Here is a 21,651-nt window from a genome sequence, read left to right on the forward strand (position 1 = left end):
CGCCGCCGAGGTGAACGCGCGGCGGCGGGTCGGCCAACTCCCCTCACGGCACTGCTCCTTGGGCCTGCACGGACCGCATACTCGCTGAGGTCCGTCCCGTACGCCCCTCCCAGGGAGGCAGAGCATGGCCCTCACCACCCGTCGCAGAGCCCTCACCACCCTCGGCGCCGCCCTCGCCGGTTCGGCCGCCCTGCCCGCGGGCCGGGCGCTGGCCGGTGAACACGGGCACCGCCCGCGCCCGTTGTGGCGCGCCCACGCCCACAACGACTACGAGCACCCGCGGCCCCTCCTCGACGCCCTCGACCACCGCTTCGGCAGCGTCGAGGCGGACGTCTTCCTGGTCGACGGCCAACTCCTCGTCGCGCACGACCCCGAGGACCTCGACCCGTCCCGCACCCTCGAATCCCTCTACCTCGACCCGCTCGCCGCCCGGGTCCGCGCCAACCGGGGCTCCGTGTACCGCGGGCACCGCAGGCCGCTCCAGCTCCTCGTCGACCTCAAGACCGAGGGCTCGTCCACCTACCTCGAACTCGACCGCCGTCTGCGCCGCTACCGGCACCTGTTCACCACCTGCGCGCACGGCCGCGTCCTGCCCGGACCCGTCACCGCCGTCGTCTCCGGCGACCGCGCGGCCCGTGCGCCGATGGAGGCCCAGCGGGTGCGCCGTGCCTTCTACGACGGACGGCTCACCGACCTCGGCGGCCCGGCACCGGCCTCCTTCGTCCCGTTGGTCAGCGACAACTGGACGCTCCACTTCACCTGGCGGGGCGTCGGCGCGTTCCCCGGCGAGGAGCGCCGGAAACTGCGGGACATCGTGCGTACCGCGCACGCGCGGGGGCAGAAGGTGCGGTTCTGGGCCACCCCGGACCTCCCGGGACCCGCGCGCGACGCGCTGTGGGGCGAACTGGTCGCCGCGGACGTCGACCACCTCAACACCGACGACCTCGCCGGGCTGGAGTCCTTCCTCGACGCCCGCCGGCGGGTGTGACACCACACGTTCGGAGGACAGGCCAACCGCCCGGACGAACCCTCCGCTACGCCACACTTGCGGCCGAACGCCGCGAAGCGGACGCGGCGGAGGAGGTTGACGATGGCCGTTTCCATCTCTGTGGTGCTGCTGCTCTCGGTCCTGGCGGTGATCTTCCTGCGCAACAGCGGACTGAAGATCTCCCACGCCCTGGTCTGCCTGCTGCTCGGCTTCTACCTGGCCAGCACCAGCATCGCCCCCACCATCCACAGCGGCCTCACGGCGACCGCGGACATCGTCGGCAGCCTGCGGCCGTGAGGCCGGCGGACGGAGGACGGCTCAACGGCCGGTCACCGCGTCGCGCGGCAGCACGGTGATCCGGTGGAGGTTGCACCCGGCCGGCACCGGCCCGGTGGACGCGGGCCGGGTCTGGTGGGCCTTGAGGGCGACGCTCACCAGGCTCAGCAGCAGGTCGACGTCGGTGGCGCAGTCCAGGTGCACCGTCACCCAGCACGAGCCCGGGACCAGCTGTATCGCGCTCGACCCGCCCAGGTCGTAGTGGAAGCGCTGGATGGCGCGGCGAGTGAGGTGGAGGTCCACGTTCCGGTCGGAGTGGAAGTGGACGATCTCGTCACGGGGGGTGCGGAGCGCCTGCCCCGTGCCGCAACCCGCCGGACAGGCCGTGAGGTCGGGCCATGTCCCCAGTCGTTCCATGGCTCGCTGCGCCGGTGTCATGTGCTCATCGTCGCCCGCTCACCGTCCGGAAGCCAGGAGTTGGGCGATTCGTAATCGAGAGGTGAGGTGCCGGAGCCGTCGTCCGCGACCGTGCCGTGGCGGTCGGCGGCCCCGGACCCGCTCGGACCCGCTCGGGCGCGCTCCGGGTCCGCCCGGGTCCGGCCGGGCCGTCTCAGGCCCGCTCGGCGACGGCCGCCGGATCGTCCAGGACCTCCCGCACCACCGAGTGCGCCGCGCCCAGCAGCGGGCCCTGCGGTCCCAGCGCGGACACGGAGACGGGACAGGCCGGTCCCGCCGTACGGCGGGACAGTTCGGAGCGCAGCGACGGCAGCAGCCAGGGGGCGAGCCCGGACAGCGCGCCGCCCAGCACGACGCTCTCGGGGTCCAGCAGGTTGACCGCCCCGGTCAGGGCGATGCCGAGCGCCGTCCCCGCGTCGCGCAGGGCGCGCCGTACGCGTGCGTCGCCCCGCGCGGCACGGTCCGCGAGCAGACCGACACGGTCCTCGCCCGGTTCCAGCCCGGCCGCCCGCAGCACCGCCTCCTCGCCGGCGTACTGCTCCAGGCAGCCGCGTCCGCCGCACGCGCACTCCGGTCCCTCGGGCCGCACCGGGACATGGCCCAATTCGCCCGCGAAACCGCGGTTCCCGCGCAGCAGCCGGCCGTCCACGACCACCGCGGCACCGATGCCGATCTCGGCCGACACATGGAGGAAGTCCCGCAAGGTCCCCTCGCCGAGCCAGAGTTCGGCGAGCGCGCCGAAGTTGGCCTCGTTGGCCACCGTGAGCGGGAACCGGGCCGGCAGCAGGGCGCCGAGGTCCGTGTCCCGCCAGCCGAGGTTCGGGGCGCGCACGACGGTCCGGGCGTCGCGCGCCACCAGACCCGGCACGGCCACGGCGAGCCCCGCCGGCCACAGGCTCTCGGCCTCCGCCTCGGCGACGACCCGGTGGACCAGCTCGGTGAGGTCCCCGATCACCGGCTCGGGGGAGCGGCTCCGGTTCGCCACCTGCCGCACCGCCCGCGAGCGGACCCGGCCGCGCAGGTCGACCGCGCAGACCGCGAGGCGGTCGACGCCGATCTCGGCGCCGATCCCCGCCGGACCGCGGCCGCTGACGGCGAGCGCCGAGCCGGGACGGCCCACGCGTCCGGGCCGCTCGGGGCCCAGTTCCTCCAGCAGCCCCGAGCGGATGAGCTCGTCGACCAGGGTGGAGACCGCCGCGCGGGTCAGCCCGATGCGCGAGGCGACGGCGGCCCGGGACAGCGGTCCCTCGGCGCTGACGGCGTGCAGCACCCGCGAGAGGTTGCGGCGGCGCATGCCCTGCTGGGTGTCGGGCAGTGCCCGCCCCGGACCGGCCGGGCGGGCCTCGTGCAGCGGTGCGCTCATTCCTCCGTCAGTCCCCGGTCTCTCCGTCGTCGTCGCGGGGCGCCCGTCCCCGCCGCCGGGCGGCGCCCCCGGCCCGTGCCCCCACGCGGTGCCCGGACCGTCACGCGGTGCCCGGGCCCCGCTCCAGCAGCGGGGCCGCGTCGGAGAGTACCCCGGCGATCCTGGCCAGCGTCTCCTCGTCCCGCTCCACCGCCTCCAGGACCGGGCCCGCCGCGGTGTTCCACCGCCGGGCGACCGCGGCCGGGTCCTCCCCGGTGAGCAGCCCGGCCGCCTGCGCCGCCGCGCCGAGCGCGACGAGCTCCCTGGCCTCGGGCACCTGCACGGGCCGCCCCGACAGCCGCCGTACGGTCTGCTGCCAGGCCGTCCCCCGGGCGCCGCCGCCGATCAGCAGCAGGGGCGCCGAGGGGTCGGAGTCCTCGCCGAGGACGAGGTCCAGCGCGGCCAGCAGGGAGTACACGGCGCCGTCGTAGGCGGCCTGGAGCACCTGGCCGCCGGTCGTGTCGTGGCGCAGTCCGTGCAGCAGGCCGGAGGAGAGGGGGAGGTTCGGGGTGCGCTCGCCGTCCAGGAAGGGCAGGAGCGTGACGCCGGTGCCGGGTTCGACGGCCTCGCGGTCCAGGCCCAGCAGGTCCGCCACCCGGTCCACCGCGAGCGTGCAGTTGAGCGTGCAGGCCAGCGGCAGCCAGTCGCCGCGCGCGTCGGCGAAGCCCGCCACGGTGCCGGTCGGGTCGGCGGGCCTGCGCCGCGACACCGCGTACACGGTGCCCGAGGTGCCGAGGCTCATCACCGGCGTGCCGGGACGTATCCCGAGGCCCAGCGCGGCGGCGGCGTTGTCGCCGGTGCCGCACGCCACCAGGGTGCCCCTGGAGAACGGCAGGCCGTGGCCGTCGCGCACGGTCCCGGCCACCTCCCCGGGTCGCACGACACGGGGCAGCAGCGCCGGATCGAGGCCCACGTGGGCGAGGATCTCCTCGTCGTAGGCCTCGCTCCCGGAGGCCCACCAGCCGGTGCCGGAGGCGTCGCCGCGGTCGGTCGTGCCCTGGCCGGTGAGCCGCTCGGTGAGGTAGTCGTGGGGGAGCCGGACGGCCTCGGTGGCGCGGACCGCCTCCGGCTCGTGCTCCGCCAGCCACGCCCACTTCGTGACCGTGAAGGAGGCGGCGGGGACGCTCCCGGTGCGCTCGGCCCAGAACTTCGCGCCGCCCAGCTCCTCGACCAGCCGGCGGCCCTGCGGCGCGGACCGCACGTCGTTCCACAGCAGCGCCGGCCGCACCGGCTCGCCGCGCCCGTCCAGGGTGACCAGTCCGTGCTGCTGCCCGCCGATGGACACGGCGGCGGCCTCGTGCGCCGGCTCGCCGCACTGGCGCAGCGCCTCGACCAGGGCGTCCCACCACTGCCGCGGGTCGCTCTCCCGGCCCGCCCCGGAGGTCACCGTGTGCGGGGCCTGGCCGCTCGCGACGATCCGGCCGGTGGCCACGTCGACGACCAGGGCCTTGGTGGACTGGGTGGACGTGTCCACACCGACGACGAGCGGACCCTCGGCTGCTGACATCGGTCTCTCCCTCTTCCGCGGCTCAGCGGGGTGAGCTCTTCCCTGAAATGCTCCTGCATACTAATTTGTAAATCGCCATGACGAAATAGTCTCAGCGAGCAAGGAGCCGCGGCATGAGCTACCAGCCCACCCCCGAGGACAGGTTCACCTTCGGCCTGTGGACCGTCGGCTGGCAGGGACGGGACCCCTTCGGCGACGCCACGCGGCGCGCCCTCGACCCGGTCGAGACGGTGCGGCGCCTGGCCGAGCTGGGCGCCTACGGCGTCACCTTCCACGACGACGACCTCATCCCCTTCGGCGCGAGCGACAGCGAGCGGGAGGAGCACGTCAAGCGGTTCCGGCAGGCGCTGGACGACACCGGCATGAAGGTGCCGATGGCGACGACCAACCTGTTCACCCACCCGGTGTTCAAGGACGGCGCGTTCACCGCCAACGACCGCGACGTGCGCCGCTACGCGCTGCGCAAGACCATCCGCAACATCGACCTCGCGGTCGAGCTCGGCGCCGAGACCTACGTCGCCTGGGGCGGCCGCGAGGGCGCCGAGTCCGGCGCCGCCAAGGACGTGCGGGTCGCCCTCGACCGGATGAAGGAGGCCTTCGACCTGCTCGGCGAGTACGTCACCGCGCAGGGCTACGACATCCGCTTCGCCATCGAGCCCAAGCCGAACGAGCCGCGCGGCGACATCCTGTTGCCCACCGTCGGGCACGCCCTGGCCTTCATCGAGCGCCTGGAGCGGCCCGAGCTGTACGGCGTCAACCCGGAGGTCGGCCACGAGCAGATGGCCGGGCTGAACTTCCCGCACGGCATCGCCCAGGCGCTGTGGGCGGGCAAGCTCTTCCACATCGACCTCAACGGCCAGAGCGGCATCAAGTACGACCAGGACCTCCGCTTCGGCGCGGGCGACCTGCGGGCCGCGTTCTGGCTCGTGGACCTGCTGGAGTCGGCCGGCTACAGCGGCCCGCGGCACTTCGACTTCAAGCCGCCGCGGACGGAGGACCTCGACGGCGTGTGGGCGTCGGCGGCCGGCTGCATGCGCAACTACCTGATCCTCAAGGAGCGCGCGGCCGCCTTCCGCGCCGACCCGGAGGTGCGGGAGGCGCTGCGCGCGGCCCGTCTGGACCAGCTGGCCGAGCCCACGGCGGCCGACGGCCTGACGGCCCTGCTCGACGACCGGTCCGCCTTCGAGGACTTCGACGTCGACGCCGCCGCCGCGCGCGGCATGGCCTTCGAGCGCCTCGACCAGCTGGCCATGGACCACCTGCTGGGGGCCCGGGGCTGAGCCCGGCCGCGCGGGGCGCGGTCGTACCGGTCGTTCCGCCGGGCGACCGCGCCCCCGCGCGTCGCGGCGCCTCCCGCGGGGGGCGCCCCCGCGAGCGCCGGCGCTCCGCGCGGGGGCCGGCGCTCCGCGCGGCGCGCCCCGGACGCGGGAACACGCCCGGACCAACGGTGCCGGTGCCCCGGTCCGCGTCGGCCTCGCGCGGATCCGGCGCCCGCGGCGACCATGGTGCGTATGGCCACGCCACCCGTACCGCCCCAGCCGCCGTCCTCCGGCCCGCCGGACGGCACACCGCCCCCGGAGGGCGGTTCCGGACCGCCCTCGCACGCGGACGCGCCGCCGCCCGACGACCGGGGCGGGCCGGGGCGCGGTCCCGGCAGGCGCAGGTTCCTGCTCGTCCTGCTCACCGCGGTCGTGGCCGTCGTGGCCGCCGCCCTCGTCGTGCTGACGGACCCGGGCGACGGCGGCGCGCCGGACGAGGAGCCCACCGGGAGCAGCACGGACACCGGCTTCCCCACCGAGCCGCCGTCGGGTTTCCCCTCCGGGCTGCCCAGCGGGCTGCCGAGCCTGCTCCCGTCCGGCTTCCCCACGGAGATCCCCTCCGGCTTCCCCACGGAGATCCCGTCCGGCTTCCCCACCGAGCTGCCGAGCGGGTGGCCCGGCAATCCGCCGAGCGGCCCGGAGTCCCCCCTGCCGTCCCCGGGGGACGTCGCATCCCCCTGACGCTGCGGCCGCCGGGCGCGCCCCGGGAGCGGGACTCACGTGCCGAAGGCGCGCTCCGCCGCGGCCGGTGCCGTCGCCGGGTCCCGGGCGGCGCCCCCCGCCGGGGCCCACCGCCCGCGCTCCTCGCGGTACGGCCACCAGCGGCCGTCGCGTCCCAGCCGCGGCGGGACGGGCTCGCCGGCGACCGTCCACCGGTCGGCCCGGGCCCGCAGCACCGGCCGCTCGTCCTCGTCCGGATGTGACTGGTGGGGCCGGGGGCGCCACGGGTGCGGCAAGGCCGGGCCGACCGGGTATGCCTGGAGTGTGATTCAGGTCACCATGAAGGGGTGTGCGAGGACGCGCCGCGCCCCGCACGCCGGAGGAGCCGACGAGCGACGGGATCCCGGACGCGCGCCAGGGACGGGCGCTCGGACCCCGGACGCACACCCGGGGAACCCTAGGGGACGGGCTCAGGGAAGTCTCGGGGTCGCGGTCCGGAACCGCCGAAGGCGCGGGCCCGTTCTCACGGCAGAGAGCGGCAGTGGCCGCGAAGGAGGCGACGCTCATGTCGAAGAACGCCAAGATCGCCGCGGGAGGCGTGGCGGCCGGGCTCGTCCTGCTCATCTGGCTGCCCTGGTGGGCCGCGCTTCTGATGATCCTGGGAGTCCCGGCCGCCGCGTACCTCGCCCTGGACCCCGCGCAGCGGCGCAGGCTGCGCCGCGTCTCACGCAAGGAGCTGGGCCGCTGAGGCGCTACCGCGCTCCGGCCGCGCCCGCGTCCAGCGCGCAGGAGTCGACCACGTCACCGTCGGCGGGCCGGGCGATGACCCGGTCCGCGGGCGGCCTGACCCCGCGCTCCACCCAGGCCACCAGCGCGTCGAACGCCGACCGGTGGCAGGGCAGGATCGGCCGGAGCCGGTCCGGATGGGTGTCGTACAGCCCGTCGACGTGCGTGCCGCCCTGCACCGTGTAAAAGCGGTGCAGGGCGCCCCGCCCGGCCGTGTCGACCATGCGCGCGTACGCGTCGGAGTGGGTGGACCGGGGCAGCAGCGCGTCCAGGTCGCCGTGCAGGGTGATCAGCGGCCGGCCGATGCGCCCGGTCAGCGCCACCCGGTCCACGGCACGGTGCACGGAGGCGGGGCGCGCGGTGTAGTCGTAGGAGGCGTCGGAGGCGCACGGCGCGAGGATCTGCTCCACCGTCGATCCCGCGGAGGGACCGGGGCAGCCGGGGTCGTAGGAGGGGTCGAACTCGGCGCGGTAGACCTTCTGCGTGATCCCCCAGTAGGCCTTCTCGTGGTACGGCCACAGGAACTCGGAGCCGCGCGGGAAGCCCGCCGCGTACAGGTCCTCGTCCCGTGCCGTGCCGTACATCCGGGCCACCGCCACCGGCAGGGAGGTGAGCGCGTTGGGAGCCTCGGCCGTCCACAGGGTGCCCTCCCAGTCCACCCCGCCGTCGTACAGCTCCGGGTGGTTCTCCAGCTGCCAGCGCGTGAGGTAGCCGCCGTTGGAGACGCCGGTGACGTACGTGCGGCGCGGGGCGTGCCCGTAGCGCTGCGCCACCGCGCGCTGGGCCGCCCGGGTGAGCTGCGTGGTCCGCGTGTTCCACTCGGCGACCGCGTCACCGGGACGGACCCCGTCGCGGTAGAAGTCGGGCCCGCTGTTGCCCTTGTCGGTCGCCGCGTACGCGTACCCCAGGGCCAGCACCTGGTCGGAGATCGCCTTGTCCGTCGCGTACTGCTTGCGGTTGCCGGGCGCGCCGGTGACGACCAGGCCGCCGTTCCAGCGGTCCGGGAGCCGGATGACGAACTGCGCGTCGTGGTTCCACCCGTGGGTGGTGTTGAAGCGCGAGGAGTCCGGGAAGTAGCCGTCGATCTGCACACCGGGCACGCCGGACGGCGACCGGGTGCCCGCGGCGGTCAGGCCCGCCTGGTCGGCCGGGTCGGTGTAGGGGGTGCCGGCCAGCCCCGTGGTGGTCAGGTCGGCCAGGCAGGCACTGCGCTGGTGGGCGGCGCCGGGCACGCGCACCCGTTCCTGGCGCGCACAGTGGCCGTCCCCGGCCGCGCGGGCCGGGGACGGAGCGGTGAGGACGGTCGCCGCGAGGGCGACGGCGAGCAACGGAACGCCACGGGACGGGCGCATGACGGCCTCCGGGAGGACGGACGAGCGGAACAGGGGCGGCAGGGCCCCGGGCTGACCCATGGTGAAGGCCCGACGCGCCGTCATCGATGGGTTGAGGCCCCATGGAAGGACATCCGCGCGTAGAGGTTCACCACACGCCAGCTTCCGTTGTCCGTGATCATTCCGCAGCCGGACCGGCTCAAAGGGGGCGTACGGCCATCCTGTCGAGTGCTTCGAGCAGTCCCGGCAGCTCCGGTCCCCGGCCCACCGGGAGCACCTCACCGGGTTCGTCGTCGAGCAGGACGAACGCGATGTCGTCGGTCCGGGCCACCAGTGACCAGCCGGGCCCGTCGGCCCGCAGGGTGCGGGCTCCGCCCGGTGCGAAGGACGAGCGGACCCGGCCGACCGGCGGCGGCGAGTCGACGTAGGCGCGTGCCTCCGCCAGGGCGCGCCGGACGCCGCCGTGGCCCGGCTGCCGCCCGCGGCCGCCGCCACCCTCCGCGGTGTCCCGCGGGGCGTCCTCGGCACCGCCGGCCGCCTTCCCGGGGCCGCGGGGCCCCGTGAACGCCGCGTCGTCGACCTGCTCCCGCCAGGTGGACCACTGCAGCGCGATCTCGTCGGCGCCCAGGCGGCGCTGTGCGGAGCCCCAGGCGTTCGCGTCCGGCGGGGACAGCGCGGGCCGGTCCGCGGCGCCCGGGCCGGGATCGTGCGGCGCGGGCACGTCCGGCGCCGCGACGGCGAGGGCGAGGGGCCAGCCGGGCAGCGCGGCCACCACCGTCCGCTCGTCCGGCGACAGGTCGTGCTCCATGCCGCAGTCCCAGGACGCGATCGCGACGGCGACCAGCGAGACGTCGTCGACGACGACCGTCCACCGGGCTCCCCCGCCGTCCTGGCCGAGCACCAGCCCGTACCCGTCGGCGAGCGGCGGGAGGCCGAGCGCGGCGCACGCCTCCGGGTAGTCGTCGCCCAGCACGCTCGGGAACTGCGCCGGTGTCAGCAGCACCGCCGTGAGCACGTAGAGCGCGTCCTCCGCGGCGGCGACGGATTCCTCGTCCGTCCCGGCCATCCCAGCCTCCCCATCGGTCCGTCCGTCGGCGCGCACCCTATGCCGACCCCGAGCCGCTTGTCACGACCCCGCGAGCCGCATCCGGAGCCGCCGGCTTCCGGCCGTCCCGCCCCGTCCGGCCGCGTGCCGCCGGGGGGACCGCGCCGCCCGGGGGCGCCGGGCGGCACGCGCGCCCGGCGCCGGCCCCGCGAGCCCCGGCCCCGCGCACGGGCTCCCGCCCCGCCGCGCGCACGTGGGTGCGCCGCGCGGTGCGGCTGCGGGGACGCGCCGTCCGTCTGCCGCCGCCCCGGAACACCCCGCACTTCGCCGGGCAGGACCGGGAGAGCGGGAGCTCCCCGGACGGCTACCGGCCGGGGGACCTGGGCACCCGTCCCGCCCCGGGGCCGCGCGGCTGCCCGGTGCGGCACGCGGACGCGGACCGGCGGCCCGCTCCGTGCCCGGAAGCTCAGCCCTCGCGCACCGCGAGCGCCAGGAACCGGGCGTCCTCGTCGGCGTACGACGTCATGCGCCACCCCGAACGGGCGAGCAGCGGGCGGAGGTTCGGCTCCGCGCGCAGGTCGTCCGGCGTGAGCGGGCGGCCGTGGCGGGCGGCGAGCGCCGCCCTGCCGACCGGATGGAACAGCGCGAGCACGCCCCGGGGCCGCACCGCCCGGGCGAGTTCCCGGAGGTTCGCGACGGGATCGGGCAGGTGCGCGATCAGACCCGCGGCGAACACGGCGTCCAGCGCCCCCGGGCGCAGCGGCAGCGCGGCCACGTCGGCGAGGAGCAGCGTCCCGTCGCGGTCCCGTCCGGCCCGTGCCGCCTCCCGCAGCATGGCCGGCGTCAGATCCGCGCCGAGGACCACTCCCGAGGGCCCCACGGCCGCACGCAGCGCGGGCAGCGCCCGGCCCGTGCCGCAGCCCGCGTCGAGCACCCGGTCGCCCGCCCGCAGCCCGAGCCCGGCCACCGCGGCCGCGTAGGCCGGGCCGTCGTCGGGGAAGCGGCGGTCCCAGGCGGCCGCGCGTGCGCCGAAGAACTCCTGGACCCGTGTGCGGTCTTCGCTCATGCACCGCATGATCCCCCACCGGGGCGGACGGCGCACCGCGCGCGTCCGGGCGCACACCGCCCGGCTGCTCGACCTGGTGGGACGGCCGCAGGACCCGGTGGGGCGGCCGAGGGGACCGCCGCCCCGCGGCCGGGCCTCAGTCCGCGACGCCCTTTTCCGCCAGGACCTTCTCGACCGTCACGCGGACGAGGAGTTCGCCGGGCACCCCGTTGCGGGCCCCGAACTCCTCGGCGCGGTCCTCGCCCATGTACCGCGCGCCGATCCGGGCGGCCCAGTGCCGGAGCTCCCCGGGGTCCTGCGAGAGCCGTGCCCGGCCGTGCAGCACCACGTGGGCGAACGGCGGCCGGTCGTCGTCCACGCAGAGGGCGACCCGCCCGTCACGGGCCAGGTTGCGCCCCTTCACGGTCCGCCCGCCGGTGTTGAACACCACCTCGTCGCCGTCGAGCAGGAACCAGACGGGGGCCACGTGCGGGCTTCCGTCGGCGCGGACGGTGCAGAGTTTGGCGGTGCGGGTCCCGCGCGAGACGAACTCCCGCCATTCTTCGTCGGTCATCTTCTGTCCCATGGCTCTCATCCTCCTTGCCCGGCGCCCGGTCGTGGGGAAGGCTGGCGCGGGGACCCTCCCGCCAGGAGGGGACGGCAGGCGGGGAAAGCCACGGGGAAGAACACGGGGAGAATCGCGACATGGCGCAGAAGCAGGGACTCGACTGGCTGCTGGACGACCTGACCCAGCGCGTCGAGCACGTACGGCACGCGCTGGTCCTGTCCAACGACGGACTGGTGGCGGGCGCGAGCACCGGGCTGCGCCAGGAGGACGCGGAGCACCTCGCCGCCGTGTCGTCCGGACTGCACAGCCTCGCCAAGGGGTCGGGACGGCACTTCGGCGCGGGCGGGGTGCGCCAGACGATGGTCGAGTTCGACGACGCGGTGCTCTTCGTCACCGCGGCCGGCACCGGCAGCTGCCTGTGCGTCCTCAGCGGCGCCGAGGCCGACATCGGCCAGATCGGGTACGAGATGACCCTCCTGGTCAACCGGGTCGGCGAACACCTGGACGTGGACACCCGCCGACTGGACCCCGGCCCCTTCACGGACCTCTGATCCGCGGGCACGTCACGCTCCGCGGGTCGGACGGGCGCGTCCGGACGCGCCCGCCCGCGCGGCGTCACCGCCGGACGGACGGGCCCCGCGGACCCGCGGCCCGTCCGCCCGGCGGCGCGCGGGAAGGGACGGCCTACAGCGCCCGGAACAACCCCTCCTGGACCACGGACACCAGCAGGCGCCCGCGCAGGTCGTAGATCCGCCCGCGGGCGAGGCCCCGCCCGCCCGTGGCGATCGGCGACTCCTGGTCGTACAGGAACCACTCGTCCGCGCGGAACGGACGGTGGAACCACATGGCGTGGTCCAGCGACGCCATGTCGAAGCCGCGCGGGCCCCACAGCGGTTCCACCGGGATCCGGACGGCGTCCAGGAGGGTCATGTCGCTGGCGTAGGTCAGGGCGCAGGTGTGCACCAGCGGATCGTCGCCGAGCGGCCCGACCGCGCGCATCCACACCGCGCTGCGCGGCTCGGCGCCCTCGACCTCGGCCGGGTCCCAGCGCAGCCGGTCCGCATAGCGGATGTCGAAGGGCTGGCGGCGGGCCATCCGCTCCCACTGCTCCGGCAGCGCGCCCAGGTGGGCGCGGATCTCGTCCGCGACCGTCGGCAGCGCCTCGGGGGGCGGGACCTCGCGGGCGGGCGGCAGCTGGTGCTCGAAGCCGCCCTGCTCGGGCCGGTGGAAGGAGGCGGTGAGGTTGAAGATCGTACGGCCCTGCTGCACCGCGGTGACCCGGCGGGTGGTGAACGACCGTCCGTCCCGCACGCGTTCGACCTGGTAGACGATCGGCACCCCGGGCCGGCCCGGGCGCAGGAAGTACGCGTGCAGCGAGTGCACCGGGCGGTCGCCCTGCGTGGTGCGGCCCGCGGCGACCAGTGCCTGGCCGGCCACCTGGCCGCCGAAGACCCGCTGCAGCGACTCCTGCGGGCTGCGGCCACGGAAGATGTCGACCTCGATCTGCTCCAGGTCGAGCAGGTCCACGAGGCTCTCGGCCGGATTCGTCATGGGTGGGGTTCTCCCGTGCTCACAGCTGGCCGACGTCGGTGACGCGGACGACGGCGCGGCCCTCCGCGTCGGAGGCGGTGAGGTCGACCTCGGCGCTGATGCCCCAGTCGTGGTCGCCGTTCGGGTCGTCGAAGATCTGCCGGACCCGCCACAGCGCGTTCTCCGGCTCCTCCTCGATCAGCAGCAGCTTCGGCCCGCGGGCGTCGGGGCCGGTACCGAGCTCCTCGTACTCGTCCCAGTACCCGTCCATCGCCTCGCCCCAGGCCTGCGCGTCCCAGCCCGACTCGGCGTCCAGTTCGCCCAGCTCCTCCACCTGGTCGAGCGCGGCCAGTTCGACGCGGCGGAACATGGCGTTGCGGACCAGGACGCGGAAGGCGCGCGCGTTGGCGGTGACCGGCTTGACCTGGTCCGCCTTCTCCTGCGCCTCCTCGGCGGTCATCTCCTCCGGGTTGGCCAGCTGCTCCCACTCGTCCAGCAGGCTGGAGTCGACCTGGCGCACCGTCTCGCCCAGCCAGGCGATCAGGTCCTGGAGGTCCTCGGACTTGAGGTCGTCGGGGACGGTGTGCTCCAGGGCCTTGTAGGCGCCGGCGAGGTAGCGCAGCACGATGCCCTCGGTGCGCGCCAGCTCGTAGAAGGACACCAACTCCGTGAAGGAAAGAGCCCGCTCGTACATGTCCCGCACCACGGACTTCGGCGACAGCGGGTGGTCGCCGACCCAGGGGTGGCTCTTGCGGTAGGTGTTGTACGCGTGGAAGAGCAGTTCCTCCAGCGGCTTCGGGTGGGTGATGTCCTGGAGGCGCTCCATGCGCTCCTCGTACTCCACCCCGTCGGCCTTCATCGCGGCGACCGCCTCGCCGCGCGCCTTGTTCTGCTGGGCGGCGAGGATCTGGCGCGGGTCGTCCAGCGTGGACTCCACCACGGAGACCATGTCCAGCGCGTACGACGGCGACTCGGGGTCCAGCAGCTCGAACGCCGCCAGCGCGAAGGTGGACAGCGGCTGGTTCAGCGCGAAGTCCTGCTGGAGGTCCACGGTGAGGCGGACGACGCGCCCCTCGGCGTCCGGCCGCTCCAGCTTCTCGACGATGCCGCCGTCCAGCAGCGAACGGTAGATGGCGATCGCCCGCCGGATGTGCCGCAGCTGCTGCTTGCGCGGCTCGTGGTTGTCCTCCAGCAGCCGCCGCATCGCGTCGAAGGCGTTGCCGGGCCGGGCGATCACCGACAGCAGCATCGCGTGCGTCACCCGGAAGCGGGACGTCAGCGGCTCCGGCTCGGAGCCGATGAGTTTCTCGAAGGTCTGCTCGGTCCATCCCACGAAGCCCTCGGGCGCCTTCTTGCGCACGACCTTCCGCCGCTTCTTCGGGTCGTCCCCGGCCTTGGCGAGCGCCTTCTCGTTCTCGATGACGTGCTCGGGCGCCTGGGCGACGACGAAGCCCTCCGTGTCGAAGCCGGCGCGTCCGGCGCGCCCCGCGATCTGGTGGAACTCCCGGGCCCGCAGCGTGCGCACGCGGTTGCCGTCGTACTTGGTCAGGGCCGTGAACAGCACCGTGCGAATGGGGACGTTGACCCCCACGCCGAGCGTGTCGGTACCGCAGATGACCTTCAGCAGCCCGGCCTGCGCGAGTTTCTCCACCAGGCGCCGGTACTTGGGCAGCATGCCGGCGTGGTGCACGCCGATGCCGTGGCGGACGTAGCGGGAGAGGTTGCGGCCGAACTTGGTGGTGAAGCGGAAGTTGCCGATCAGTTCGGCGATCCGGTCCTTCTCCTCGCGCGTGCACATGTTGATGCTCATCAGCGCCTGCGCCCGTTCCACCGCCTGCGCCTGCGTGAAGTGCACGATGTAGACCGGGGCCTGCCGGGCCTCCAGCAGGTCGGTGAGCGTCTCGGTGAGCGGGGTGTACCGGTACTCGTAGGACAGCGGCACGGGCCGGGTGGCCGAGCGGACCACCGCGGTGGGGCGGCCGGTGCGGCGGGTGATGTCCTTCTCGAAGAAGGAGACGTCGCCGAGCGTCGCCGACATCAGCACGAACTGCGCCTGCGGAAGCTCCAGCAGCGGGATCTGCCAGGCCCAGCCGCGGTCCGGCTCCGCGTAGAAGTGGAACTCGTCCATCACGACCTGCCCGACGTCGGCGTCCCTGCCGTCGCGCAGCGCGATCGACGCCAGCACCTCGGCGGTGCAGCAGATGACCGGGGCGTCGGCGTTGACGGACGCGTCACCGGTGAGCATGCCGACGTTCTCCGTGCCGAAGACCTTGCACAGCTCGAAGAACTTCTCCGACACCAGCGCCTTGATGGGGGCCGTGTAGAAGGTGACCTCGTCGCGGGCCAGGGCGGCGAAGTGGGCGGCCGCGGCGATCATGCTCTTGCCGGAGCCGGTGGGCGTCGACACGATCACGTTCGCCCCGGAGACCACCTCGATCAGCGCCTCCTCCTGGTGGGGGTAGAGCGTGAGACCGCGCTCCAGGGCCCAGGACTCGAAGGCTTCGTACAGGGCGTCGGGGTCGGCGGTCGTCGGCAGCTGATCGATGAGGGTCACGCGCCCATTTTGCCTGTCCCCCCGGCCGATGCGGGAATCGGATGCGGGCGTGAAGATCGCGAACGCTACGCTGTGTCGTCGGCGGAGCGCCAATGCGTCCGGTCAACCGGACAGCGGCCGACGAGGAATGGGGCGGGCAACGGCGATGATGGGACCAGCACACTCACTGTCGGGCGCCGCGGCCTGGCTCGGGGTCGGAGCGGCGACGGCCGCGGCCGGGCACCCGATGCCCTGGCCGGTGCTCCTGGCCGGCGCCCTGATCTGCGCCGGCGCCGCGCTCGCCCCGGACCTGGACCACAAGGCGGCCACCATCTCCCGGTCCTTCGGACCGCTGTCCCGCTGGCTGTGCGAGGTCGTCGACAAGCTGTCCTACGCCGTCTACAAGGCCACGAAGAAGCCGGGCGACCCGCGTCGCACCGGCGGGCACCGCACGCTCACGCACACCTGGCTGTGGGCCGTGCTGATCGGCGCCGGCACCGCGGTCCTGGCGATCACGGGGGGCCGCTGGGCGGTGCTGGCGATCCTCTTCGCCCACATGGTGCTGGCCATCGAGGGCCTGCTGTGGCGGGCGACCCGGGGCTCCAGCAGCGACGTCCTGGTGTGGCTCCTGGCGGCGACCAGCGCCTGGATCCTCGCCGACATCCTGGACCAGCCGGGCAACGGCTCCGACTGGCTGTTCACCGCGCCGGGCCAGGAGTACCTGTGGCTGGGCCTGCCGATCGTGCTGGGCGCGCTGGTGCACGACCTCGGGGACGCGCTGACCGTCTCCGGCTGCCCGATCCTGTGGCCCATACCGGTGGGCCGCAAGCGCTGGTACCCGGTCGGCCCGCCGAAGGCCATGCGGTTCAGGGCGGGCAGCTGGGTCGAGCTCAAGGTGCTGATGCCGGCGTTCATGCTGCTGGGCGGCGTGGGCTGCGCGGTGGCGCTCAACGTGGTCTGAGGGGCTCTGGAGGGGGGCGGCGCGGGCCGGCCCGCCGCCGTCCGGTTCAGCCGGACGTCCCCCCGCCGTACCGGCGCTCGAACCGGGCGACGCGGCCCTCCGTGTCCACCGTCCGGGCCTTGCCCGTGTAGAACGGGTGGCTCTCCGAGGAGATCTCCACGTCCACCACCGGGTAGGTCTCGCCGTCGTCCCACTCGATGGTCTGGCTGCTCGTCGCCGTGGACCGGGTGAGGAAGGCGTAGCCGGCGGCGCGGTCGCGGAAGACGACGGGGTGGTAGTCGGGGTGCTTGTCCTTCTGCATGGATGCTCCTCGGGCGACTCGGTCGGGCGCGGCGGCGGGGTGGCGGGGCGGCGGATCAGCCGGGCAGGGTGTCCTCGTCGACGACGTGCACGGCGGCCTCCTCGGCGGAGGCGGCCGCGCCGTCGATGCCGACGTCGAGCGCGACCAGGGCCTCCTCCTCGTCCTCGTGCGCCCCCTCGTCGGGGGCCACGAGCCGGCCGGAGCGCACGGCGCCGACCTCGTGGTCCAGGAGTTCCCCGTCGGTGTCCCCGGAATCGCCGAGACCGTCCCCGTCGGGGGCGGCGAGGTCCGGACGTTCCTCGGCGAGCCGCTGGTCCAGCGTCTCGCCCTCGTGCTGTTCCGCCGCGGTCACGCCGTGGTGCTCCACGGCCCAGGGCCGCTCGGGCGGGGACCAGCCCCGGTCGAGGGGGTCCCTGACGCCGTCGTCCTCCAGGGTGTCCTCGACGTCGAGCAGCCCGGAGTCGTCCTGGATCTCGGACGCATCGGGCTGGTAGACGTCGTCTCCCCAACCGTCGGCGCTGTTCACGGGTACCTCCTGGGGGTGGGGCGGGCCCGTTCCCGCCGCGGCCCGCACCGGGCCGTCACTGCACGGGGCACCGGCACCGCCCGCGCCCGGCCCGCCGGGCCCCGGGCGTTCCCCGGGCCGGTGCCTGGTTCCAGCCTTCCACCGGTGTTCCCCCCCGGCAACGGCACGACCGCGCCCAGGGCCCGCTCCCGCCCCGCTCCGGGGCCGGGAGCGGGCCCACCGCCCGCCCGCGCCGCCGCGCTCGGGGCGGGCGCCGCCCACCCGTCGCCGCTCACCCGTGCCAGGAGCGCCACAGCGCCGCGTACGCCCCGTCCGCGGCGACCAGCTCGTCGTGGCCGCCGAGTTCGGTGATGCGGCCGTCCTCCACGACGGCGATGACGTCCGCGTCGTGGGCCGTGTGCAGGCGGTGGGCGATGGCGACGACGGTCCGGCCGTCCAGGACGCGGGCCAGGGAGCGCTCCAGGTGACGCGCCGCACGCGGGTCGAGCAGCGAGGTCGCCTCGTCCAGGACCAGCGTGTGCGGATCGGCCAGCACCAGCCGGGCCAGGGCGATCTGCTGGGCCCGGGCCGGGGGGAGCGGCAGGCCGCCCGAGCCGACCTCGGTGTCCAGGCCGTCGTCCAGCGCGCGCGCCCATCCGTCCGCGTCGACCGCCCCCAGCGCCGCCCACAGTTCGGCGTCCCCGGCGTCCGTCCGGGCGAGCCGCAGGTTGTCGCGCAGCGAGCCCACGAAGACGTGGTGCTCCTGGTTGACCAGGGCCACGTGCTCCCGGACCCGCTCCGCCGTCATCCGCGACAGCTCGGCACCGCCCAGGGTGACCCGGCCCTCCCGGGGCGCGTAGATCCCGGCGAGCAGCCGGCCCAGGGTGGACTTGCCCGCGCCCGAAGGACCGACCAGGGCCAGCCTGGTCCCCGGGGCGACCTCGAGCGACACCTCGCGCAGGACGTCCACGCCCTCGCGGTAGCCGAAGCGCACCCGCTCCGCCCGCATCCGGCGTCCGCCCGGCACCAGGGCGGCGTCACCGGCGCCGGGCTCGATGTCCCGCACCCCGACCAGCCGGGCCAGCGACACCTGGGCCACCTGCAGCTCGTCGTACCACCGCAGGATCAGCCCCACCGGGTCGACCAGCATCTGCGCGATCAGCGCCCCCGTCGTCAGCTGGCCGACCCCGATCCAGCCCTGCAGGACGAACACACCGCCGATCATCAGCACCGAGCCGAGCACGGTCACGTGGGTGACGTTGACGACGGGGAAGAGCACCGACCGCAGCCAGAGCGTGTAGCGCTCCCAGGCCGTCCACTCCTTGATCCGCCGGTCCGACAGCGCCACGCGCCGCTCGCCGAGGCGGTGGGCCTCGACGGTCCGCCCCGCGTCCACGGTCTCGGCGAGCACGGCGGCCACGGCGGCGTACCCGGCCGCCTCCGAGCGGTAGGCGGCCGGCGCCCGCCGGAAGTACCAGCGGCAGCCGGCCACCAGCAGCGGCACGGCCACCAGGACCGCCGGTGCCAGTTCGGGCGCGGTGACGACCAGCCCGCCCAGCAGCAGCACGACCCACACCACCCCGATGGCCAGCTGGGGCACGGCCTCGCGCATGGCGTTGCCGAGCCGGTCGATGTCGGTGGTGACCCGCGACAGCAGGTCCCCCGTGCCCGCCCGTTCCAGCACGCCCGGCGGCAGTCCGACCGACCGCACCAGGAAGTCCTCGCGGAGGTCGGCCAGCATCCGCTCGCCGAGCACCGCGCCGCGCAGCCGCACCTGGCGGACGAACACCGCCTGGACGACCAGCGCCAGCACGAACAGCGCGGCGGTGGGCCCCAGGTGCAGCTCCCGCGTCCGGTCCGGGACCCGCTCCACCAGGCCCCCCACCAGGTAGGGGGCCACCATCGAGGCGACCACGGCGACGGTGTTCACGGTGATCAGCAGCAGGAAGGCCCGCCGGTGCCGGCGCAGCAGCTCGGCCACGTAGGCGCGGACGGTCGCCGGGGCCCCCACGGGCAGGGTCCCGGCCGTGGCCGGGGCCGCCGGGTCGTAGGCCGGTGGCGCCACGCCGATCATGCGGTCTCCTCGATCTCTTCCCGTCGGCGCGGTACGCCGTCCCCGTGCGGTACGCCGGCCCCGTGCAGGGCGTCCCCCGGGCCGGGCGTCCCCTCCCGGGACGCCCGGTCCCCGTGCGGGGCCCCGGCCGCCGAGGCCTCCTCCTCCGTCTCGCGCGTCACCACGGCCCGGTACCGGGGCTCGGCGCGCACCAGCTCGCGGTGGCCGCCGACCGCGGCGACCGTGCCGCCGTGCAGGAACACGACCCGGTCCGCACGGTCCAGCACCAGCGGGGACGAGGTGAACACCACGGTGGTGCGTCCTTTCCGCAGCGCGCGCACGCCCTCGGCGACCCGGGCCTCGGTGTGCGAGTCGACGGCCGAGGTCGGCTCGTCCAGGACCAGCACCTCCGGGTCGGTGACCAGCGACCGGGCCAGCGCGAGCCGCTGGCGCTGACCGCCCGACAGGGACCGTCCGCGTTCGGTGAGCCGCGCGTCCATCGGGTCCTCGGCGGCCGGCGAACCCTGCACCAGGGCCGCCAGCACGTCCGCGCACTGCGCGGCGTCCAGTGCCTCGCGCGGGCCGACGGCCCCGGACGCGGGCACGTCGAGCAGCGCGCGCAGGGTGCCGGACAGCAGCACCGGGTCCTTGTCCTGCACCAGGACCGCGCGCCGGGCGGAGTCCAGCGGCAGCTCGTCGAGCGGCACCCCGCCGAGCAGCACCGAGGTGCCGCGCTCCGCGGCGTGACCGCCGAGCCGTTCGGCCAGCCGCCCCGCCGCGTCCGGGTCCCCGCACACCACGGCGGTGAGCCGGCCCGCGGGGGCGAGCAGGCCGGTCGCCGGGTCGTACAGGTCACCGGCGGGGGTCTCGGCGGCACGCGACCCCCCGGTGTCCGTGGCCCGCTCCAGTGCCAGCACGCCCGCGGCCCGCCGGGCCGAGGGGCGCGAGAAGGAGTAGGCCATCGCGATCTCCTCGAAGTGCCGGATCGGATAGGCGAGCAGCATGACCGAGCTGTAGACGGTGACCAGTTCACCGACGGCGATCCGGCCCTCGCGGGCCAGACGGACGCCGTACCAGACCACCGTGATCAGCAGCAGCCCCGGCAGCAGCACCTGGACGGCGGCGATCAGCGACCACATCCGCGCGCTGCGCACGGCGGCGTGGCGGACCTCCTGGGAGGCGCGGCGGTAGCGCTCGAGGAACAGCTCCTCGCCGCCGATGCCGCGCAGCACACGCAGCCCGGCGACGGTGTCCGAGGCGAGTTCGGTGGCCCGGCCGGCCTTCTCGCGCTGGACGTCGGCCCGCCGGGTGGCGTGCGGCAGCAGCGGCAGCACCGCGATCGCCAGCACGGGCAGCCCCACGGCCACGACCACGCCGAGCGCCGGCTGGTGCACGAGCAGGCCGACGCAGACCAGCACGATGGTGACCGCCGCCGCGGTGAACCGCGACAGGGCCTCCACGAACCAGCCGATCTTCTCGACGTCACCGGTGGAGACGGCCACGACCTCGCCGGCCGCGACGCGCCGCGTCAGCGCCGGGCCCAGCGCCGCGGCCTTGCGGGCCAGCAGCTGCTGGACGCGCGCGGCGGCGGTGATCCAGTTGGTCACGGCGGCACGGTGCAGGAAGGTGTCGCCGACCGCGCTGCCGGCGCCGGCCAGCGCCAGCAGGCCGCCGGCCAGCGCGAGCCGGCTCCCGGAGCGGTCGACGGCGGCCTGGACGGCGACACCGACGCAGAACGGCAGCGAGGCGACGGAGGCGAACTGCAGCAGCCCCCAGGCCAACGACCTGAGCTGTCCGGACAGCTGGTTCCGGAAGAGCCACCACAGGAATCGGGGACCCGAGCGGGTGTCGGGCACACCCGGATCGGAGTACGGAAGGTCTTGGATCTGCATGGCGTCCCAGTGGCTCGGATCGGGAGGACGGCGGGGCGGGAGGAGCCGGGCCGGAGGGAGACGGGCACGCCGCCGGCCGGAAACTGCAAACCGTGACAGGTTGACGCCGCTCGGTGCCGGGAGGCAAACGGTTTTCCTCACCCCCGTGCGGAACCGGCTGCCGGGACGCCGGCCGGCCGCCGCCCGGCACCCGGGGACGCCCGGGGCGCGGGATCACCCGGGATGCGGGGTCGTCCGGGACGCGGGTCACCCGGGACGCTGGGTCACCCGGACGCGTCGCCGCGCCCCGGACAGGCCGTCCCGTCGACCAGAGCGGTCAGCAGGTCGCCGAGCACTTCGCGCTGTTCGTCCGCCAGCGGGGCCAGGATCTCCTCCGCGGCGGCCCTGGGGGGGGGGGGGGGGGGGGGGGGGGGGAGGGGGGCCACCCCCGGGGGGGGGGGGGGGGGCGCACAACAGCGTGGTGGGGGGAGGACGCGGCGCGACCGTGCCGGCT

Annotated in this window: 20 protein-coding genes and 3 pseudogenes; 8 read left to right on the forward strand and 15 right to left on the reverse strand. The window is 75.3% G+C overall.

Annotated features, from left to right (window positions below):
- The first annotated feature begins 124 nt into the window (after positions 1–124).
- Entirely contained in the window at positions 125–988 is an 864-nt protein-coding gene (locus ACZ56B_RS11270) for a phosphatidylinositol-specific phospholipase C/glycerophosphodiester phosphodiesterase family protein (protein WP_468788615.1), read from the forward strand.
- Between the two features lie 102 nt (positions 989–1,090).
- Positions 1,091–1,285: a hypothetical protein gene (locus tag ACZ56B_RS11275; protein WP_468788617.1), complete on the forward strand. Its 195-nt coding sequence runs from the start codon at positions 1,091–1,093 to the stop codon at positions 1,283–1,285.
- Between the two features lie 21 nt (positions 1,286–1,306).
- Here ACZ56B_RS11275 and ACZ56B_RS11280 read toward each other — a convergent pair whose 3' ends face one another.
- The 3 genes from ACZ56B_RS11280 to xylB form a co-directional block, all read right to left on the reverse strand.
- On the reverse strand, positions 1,307–1,702 hold the full coding sequence (locus tag ACZ56B_RS11280) for a luciferase domain-containing protein (RefSeq protein WP_468788619.1): 396 nt from the start codon (positions 1,700–1,702) through the stop codon (positions 1,307–1,309).
- 172 nt (positions 1,703–1,874) lie between these two features.
- On the reverse strand, positions 1,875–3,083 hold the full coding sequence (locus ACZ56B_RS11285; protein ID WP_468788621.1) for an ROK family protein: 1,209 nt from the start codon (positions 3,081–3,083) through the stop codon (positions 1,875–1,877).
- 100 nt (positions 3,084–3,183) lie between these two features.
- Positions 3,184–4,629 (reverse strand): xylulokinase, encoded by a 1,446-nt coding sequence (gene xylB, locus ACZ56B_RS11290; protein ID WP_468788623.1) that lies wholly within the window; start codon positions 4,627–4,629, stop codon positions 3,184–3,186.
- Positions 4,630–4,742: 113 nt separating this feature from the next.
- Here xylB and xylA point away from each other — a divergent pair, with 113 nt between their 5' ends.
- Positions 4,743–5,909 carry a xylose isomerase gene (gene xylA, locus ACZ56B_RS11295; RefSeq protein WP_468788625.1) on the forward strand — a complete coding sequence of 389 codons (1,167 nt, stop codon included), beginning with the start codon at positions 4,743–4,745 and terminating at the stop codon, positions 5,907–5,909.
- Positions 5,910–6,140: 231 nt separating this feature from the next.
- Complete coding sequence (locus ACZ56B_RS11300) at positions 6,141–6,629, forward strand: hypothetical protein (protein ID WP_468788627.1); 489 nt, start codon at positions 6,141–6,143, stop codon at positions 6,627–6,629.
- A gap of 35 nt (positions 6,630–6,664) precedes the next feature.
- On the opposite strand, the pseudogene ACZ56B_RS11305 reads toward ACZ56B_RS11300, so the two are convergent.
- Positions 6,665–6,862 (reverse strand): annotated as a pseudogene (locus tag ACZ56B_RS11305) (SWF or SNF family helicase); the annotation flags it as partial.
- A 311-nt stretch (positions 6,863–7,173) separates the two neighbouring features.
- Here ACZ56B_RS11305 and ACZ56B_RS11310 point away from each other — a divergent pair.
- Positions 7,174–7,356: a hypothetical protein gene (locus tag ACZ56B_RS11310; RefSeq protein WP_468788629.1), complete on the forward strand. Its 183-nt coding sequence runs from the start codon at positions 7,174–7,176 to the stop codon at positions 7,354–7,356.
- 4 nt (positions 7,357–7,360) lie between these two features.
- Here ACZ56B_RS11310 and ACZ56B_RS11315 read toward each other — a convergent pair whose 3' ends face one another.
- Together ACZ56B_RS11315 and ACZ56B_RS11320 are read right to left on the reverse strand one after the other, a co-directional pair.
- Complete coding sequence (locus ACZ56B_RS11315) at positions 7,361–8,746, reverse strand: tannase/feruloyl esterase family alpha/beta hydrolase (protein WP_468788631.1); 1,386 nt, start codon at positions 8,744–8,746, stop codon at positions 7,361–7,363.
- Positions 8,747–8,924: 178 nt separating this feature from the next.
- On the reverse strand, positions 8,925–9,791 hold the full coding sequence (locus ACZ56B_RS11320) for a hypothetical protein (RefSeq protein ID WP_468788633.1): 867 nt from the start codon (positions 9,789–9,791) through the stop codon (positions 8,925–8,927).
- A 218-nt stretch (positions 9,792–10,009) separates the two neighbouring features.
- Between ACZ56B_RS11320 and ACZ56B_RS11325 the strand changes: the two are divergent.
- Positions 10,010–10,204: pseudogene (locus ACZ56B_RS11325) on the forward strand (oxygenase MpaB family protein); the annotation flags it as partial.
- 32 nt (positions 10,205–10,236) lie between these two features.
- Here the strand turns inward: ACZ56B_RS11325 and ACZ56B_RS11330 are convergent.
- A complete protein-coding gene (locus ACZ56B_RS11330) occupies positions 10,237–10,836 on the reverse strand; it encodes a class I SAM-dependent methyltransferase (protein WP_468788635.1) in 600 nt (199 codons plus the stop codon).
- A gap of 136 nt (positions 10,837–10,972) precedes the next feature.
- Entirely contained in the window at positions 10,973–11,401 is a 429-nt protein-coding gene (locus tag ACZ56B_RS11335; protein WP_468788637.1) for a PPOX class F420-dependent oxidoreductase, read from the reverse strand.
- A gap of 119 nt (positions 11,402–11,520) precedes the next feature.
- Between ACZ56B_RS11335 and ACZ56B_RS11340 the strand changes: the two genes are divergently transcribed.
- Positions 11,521–11,934: a roadblock/LC7 domain-containing protein gene (locus ACZ56B_RS11340; RefSeq protein WP_468788639.1), complete on the forward strand. Its 414-nt coding sequence runs from the start codon at positions 11,521–11,523 to the stop codon at positions 11,932–11,934.
- A 133-nt stretch (positions 11,935–12,067) separates the two neighbouring features.
- On the opposite strand, the gene ACZ56B_RS11345 is transcribed toward ACZ56B_RS11340, so the two are convergent.
- Positions 12,068–12,934 carry an acyl-CoA thioesterase gene (locus ACZ56B_RS11345; protein WP_468788641.1) on the reverse strand — a complete coding sequence of 289 codons (867 nt, stop codon included), beginning with the start codon at positions 12,932–12,934 and terminating at the stop codon, positions 12,068–12,070.
- Between the two features lie 19 nt (positions 12,935–12,953).
- Positions 12,954–15,467, reverse strand: a complete 2,514-nt coding sequence (locus ACZ56B_RS11350; RefSeq protein ID WP_468788643.1) for a DEAD/DEAH box helicase — start codon at positions 15,465–15,467, stop codon at positions 12,954–12,956.
- A 145-nt stretch (positions 15,468–15,612) separates the two neighbouring features.
- Between ACZ56B_RS11350 and ACZ56B_RS11355 the strand changes: the two genes are divergently transcribed.
- Positions 15,613–16,407, forward strand: a complete 795-nt coding sequence (locus tag ACZ56B_RS11355) for a metal-dependent hydrolase (protein WP_468788645.1) — start codon at positions 15,613–15,615, stop codon at positions 16,405–16,407.
- A 46-nt stretch (positions 16,408–16,453) separates the two neighbouring features.
- Here ACZ56B_RS11355 and ACZ56B_RS11360 read toward each other — a convergent pair whose 3' ends face one another.
- The 5 genes and pseudogenes from ACZ56B_RS11360 to ACZ56B_RS11380 all read right to left on the reverse strand — a co-directional run.
- On the reverse strand, positions 16,454–16,708 hold the full coding sequence (locus tag ACZ56B_RS11360; protein WP_468788647.1) for a type B 50S ribosomal protein L31: 255 nt from the start codon (positions 16,706–16,708) through the stop codon (positions 16,454–16,456).
- A 55-nt stretch (positions 16,709–16,763) separates the two neighbouring features.
- Positions 16,764–17,234: a DUF5709 domain-containing protein gene (locus tag ACZ56B_RS11365; protein ID WP_468788649.1), complete on the reverse strand. Its 471-nt coding sequence runs from the start codon at positions 17,232–17,234 to the stop codon at positions 16,764–16,766.
- A gap of 271 nt (positions 17,235–17,505) precedes the next feature.
- Positions 17,506–19,287 (reverse strand): ABC transporter ATP-binding protein, encoded by a 1,782-nt coding sequence (locus ACZ56B_RS11370; RefSeq protein WP_468788651.1) that lies wholly within the window; start codon positions 19,285–19,287, stop codon positions 17,506–17,508.
- Positions 19,284–21,158, reverse strand: a complete 1,875-nt coding sequence (locus ACZ56B_RS11375) for an ABC transporter ATP-binding protein (RefSeq protein WP_468788653.1) — start codon at positions 21,156–21,158, stop codon at positions 19,284–19,286. The genes ACZ56B_RS11370 and ACZ56B_RS11375 overlap by 4 nt, the downstream gene beginning before the upstream one ends.
- A gap of 263 nt (positions 21,159–21,421) precedes the next feature.
- Positions 21,422–21,651: pseudogene (locus tag ACZ56B_RS11380) on the reverse strand (hypothetical protein); the annotation flags it as partial.

The sequence above is a fragment of the Streptomyces sp. NPDC034670 genome (assembly GCF_055574875.1).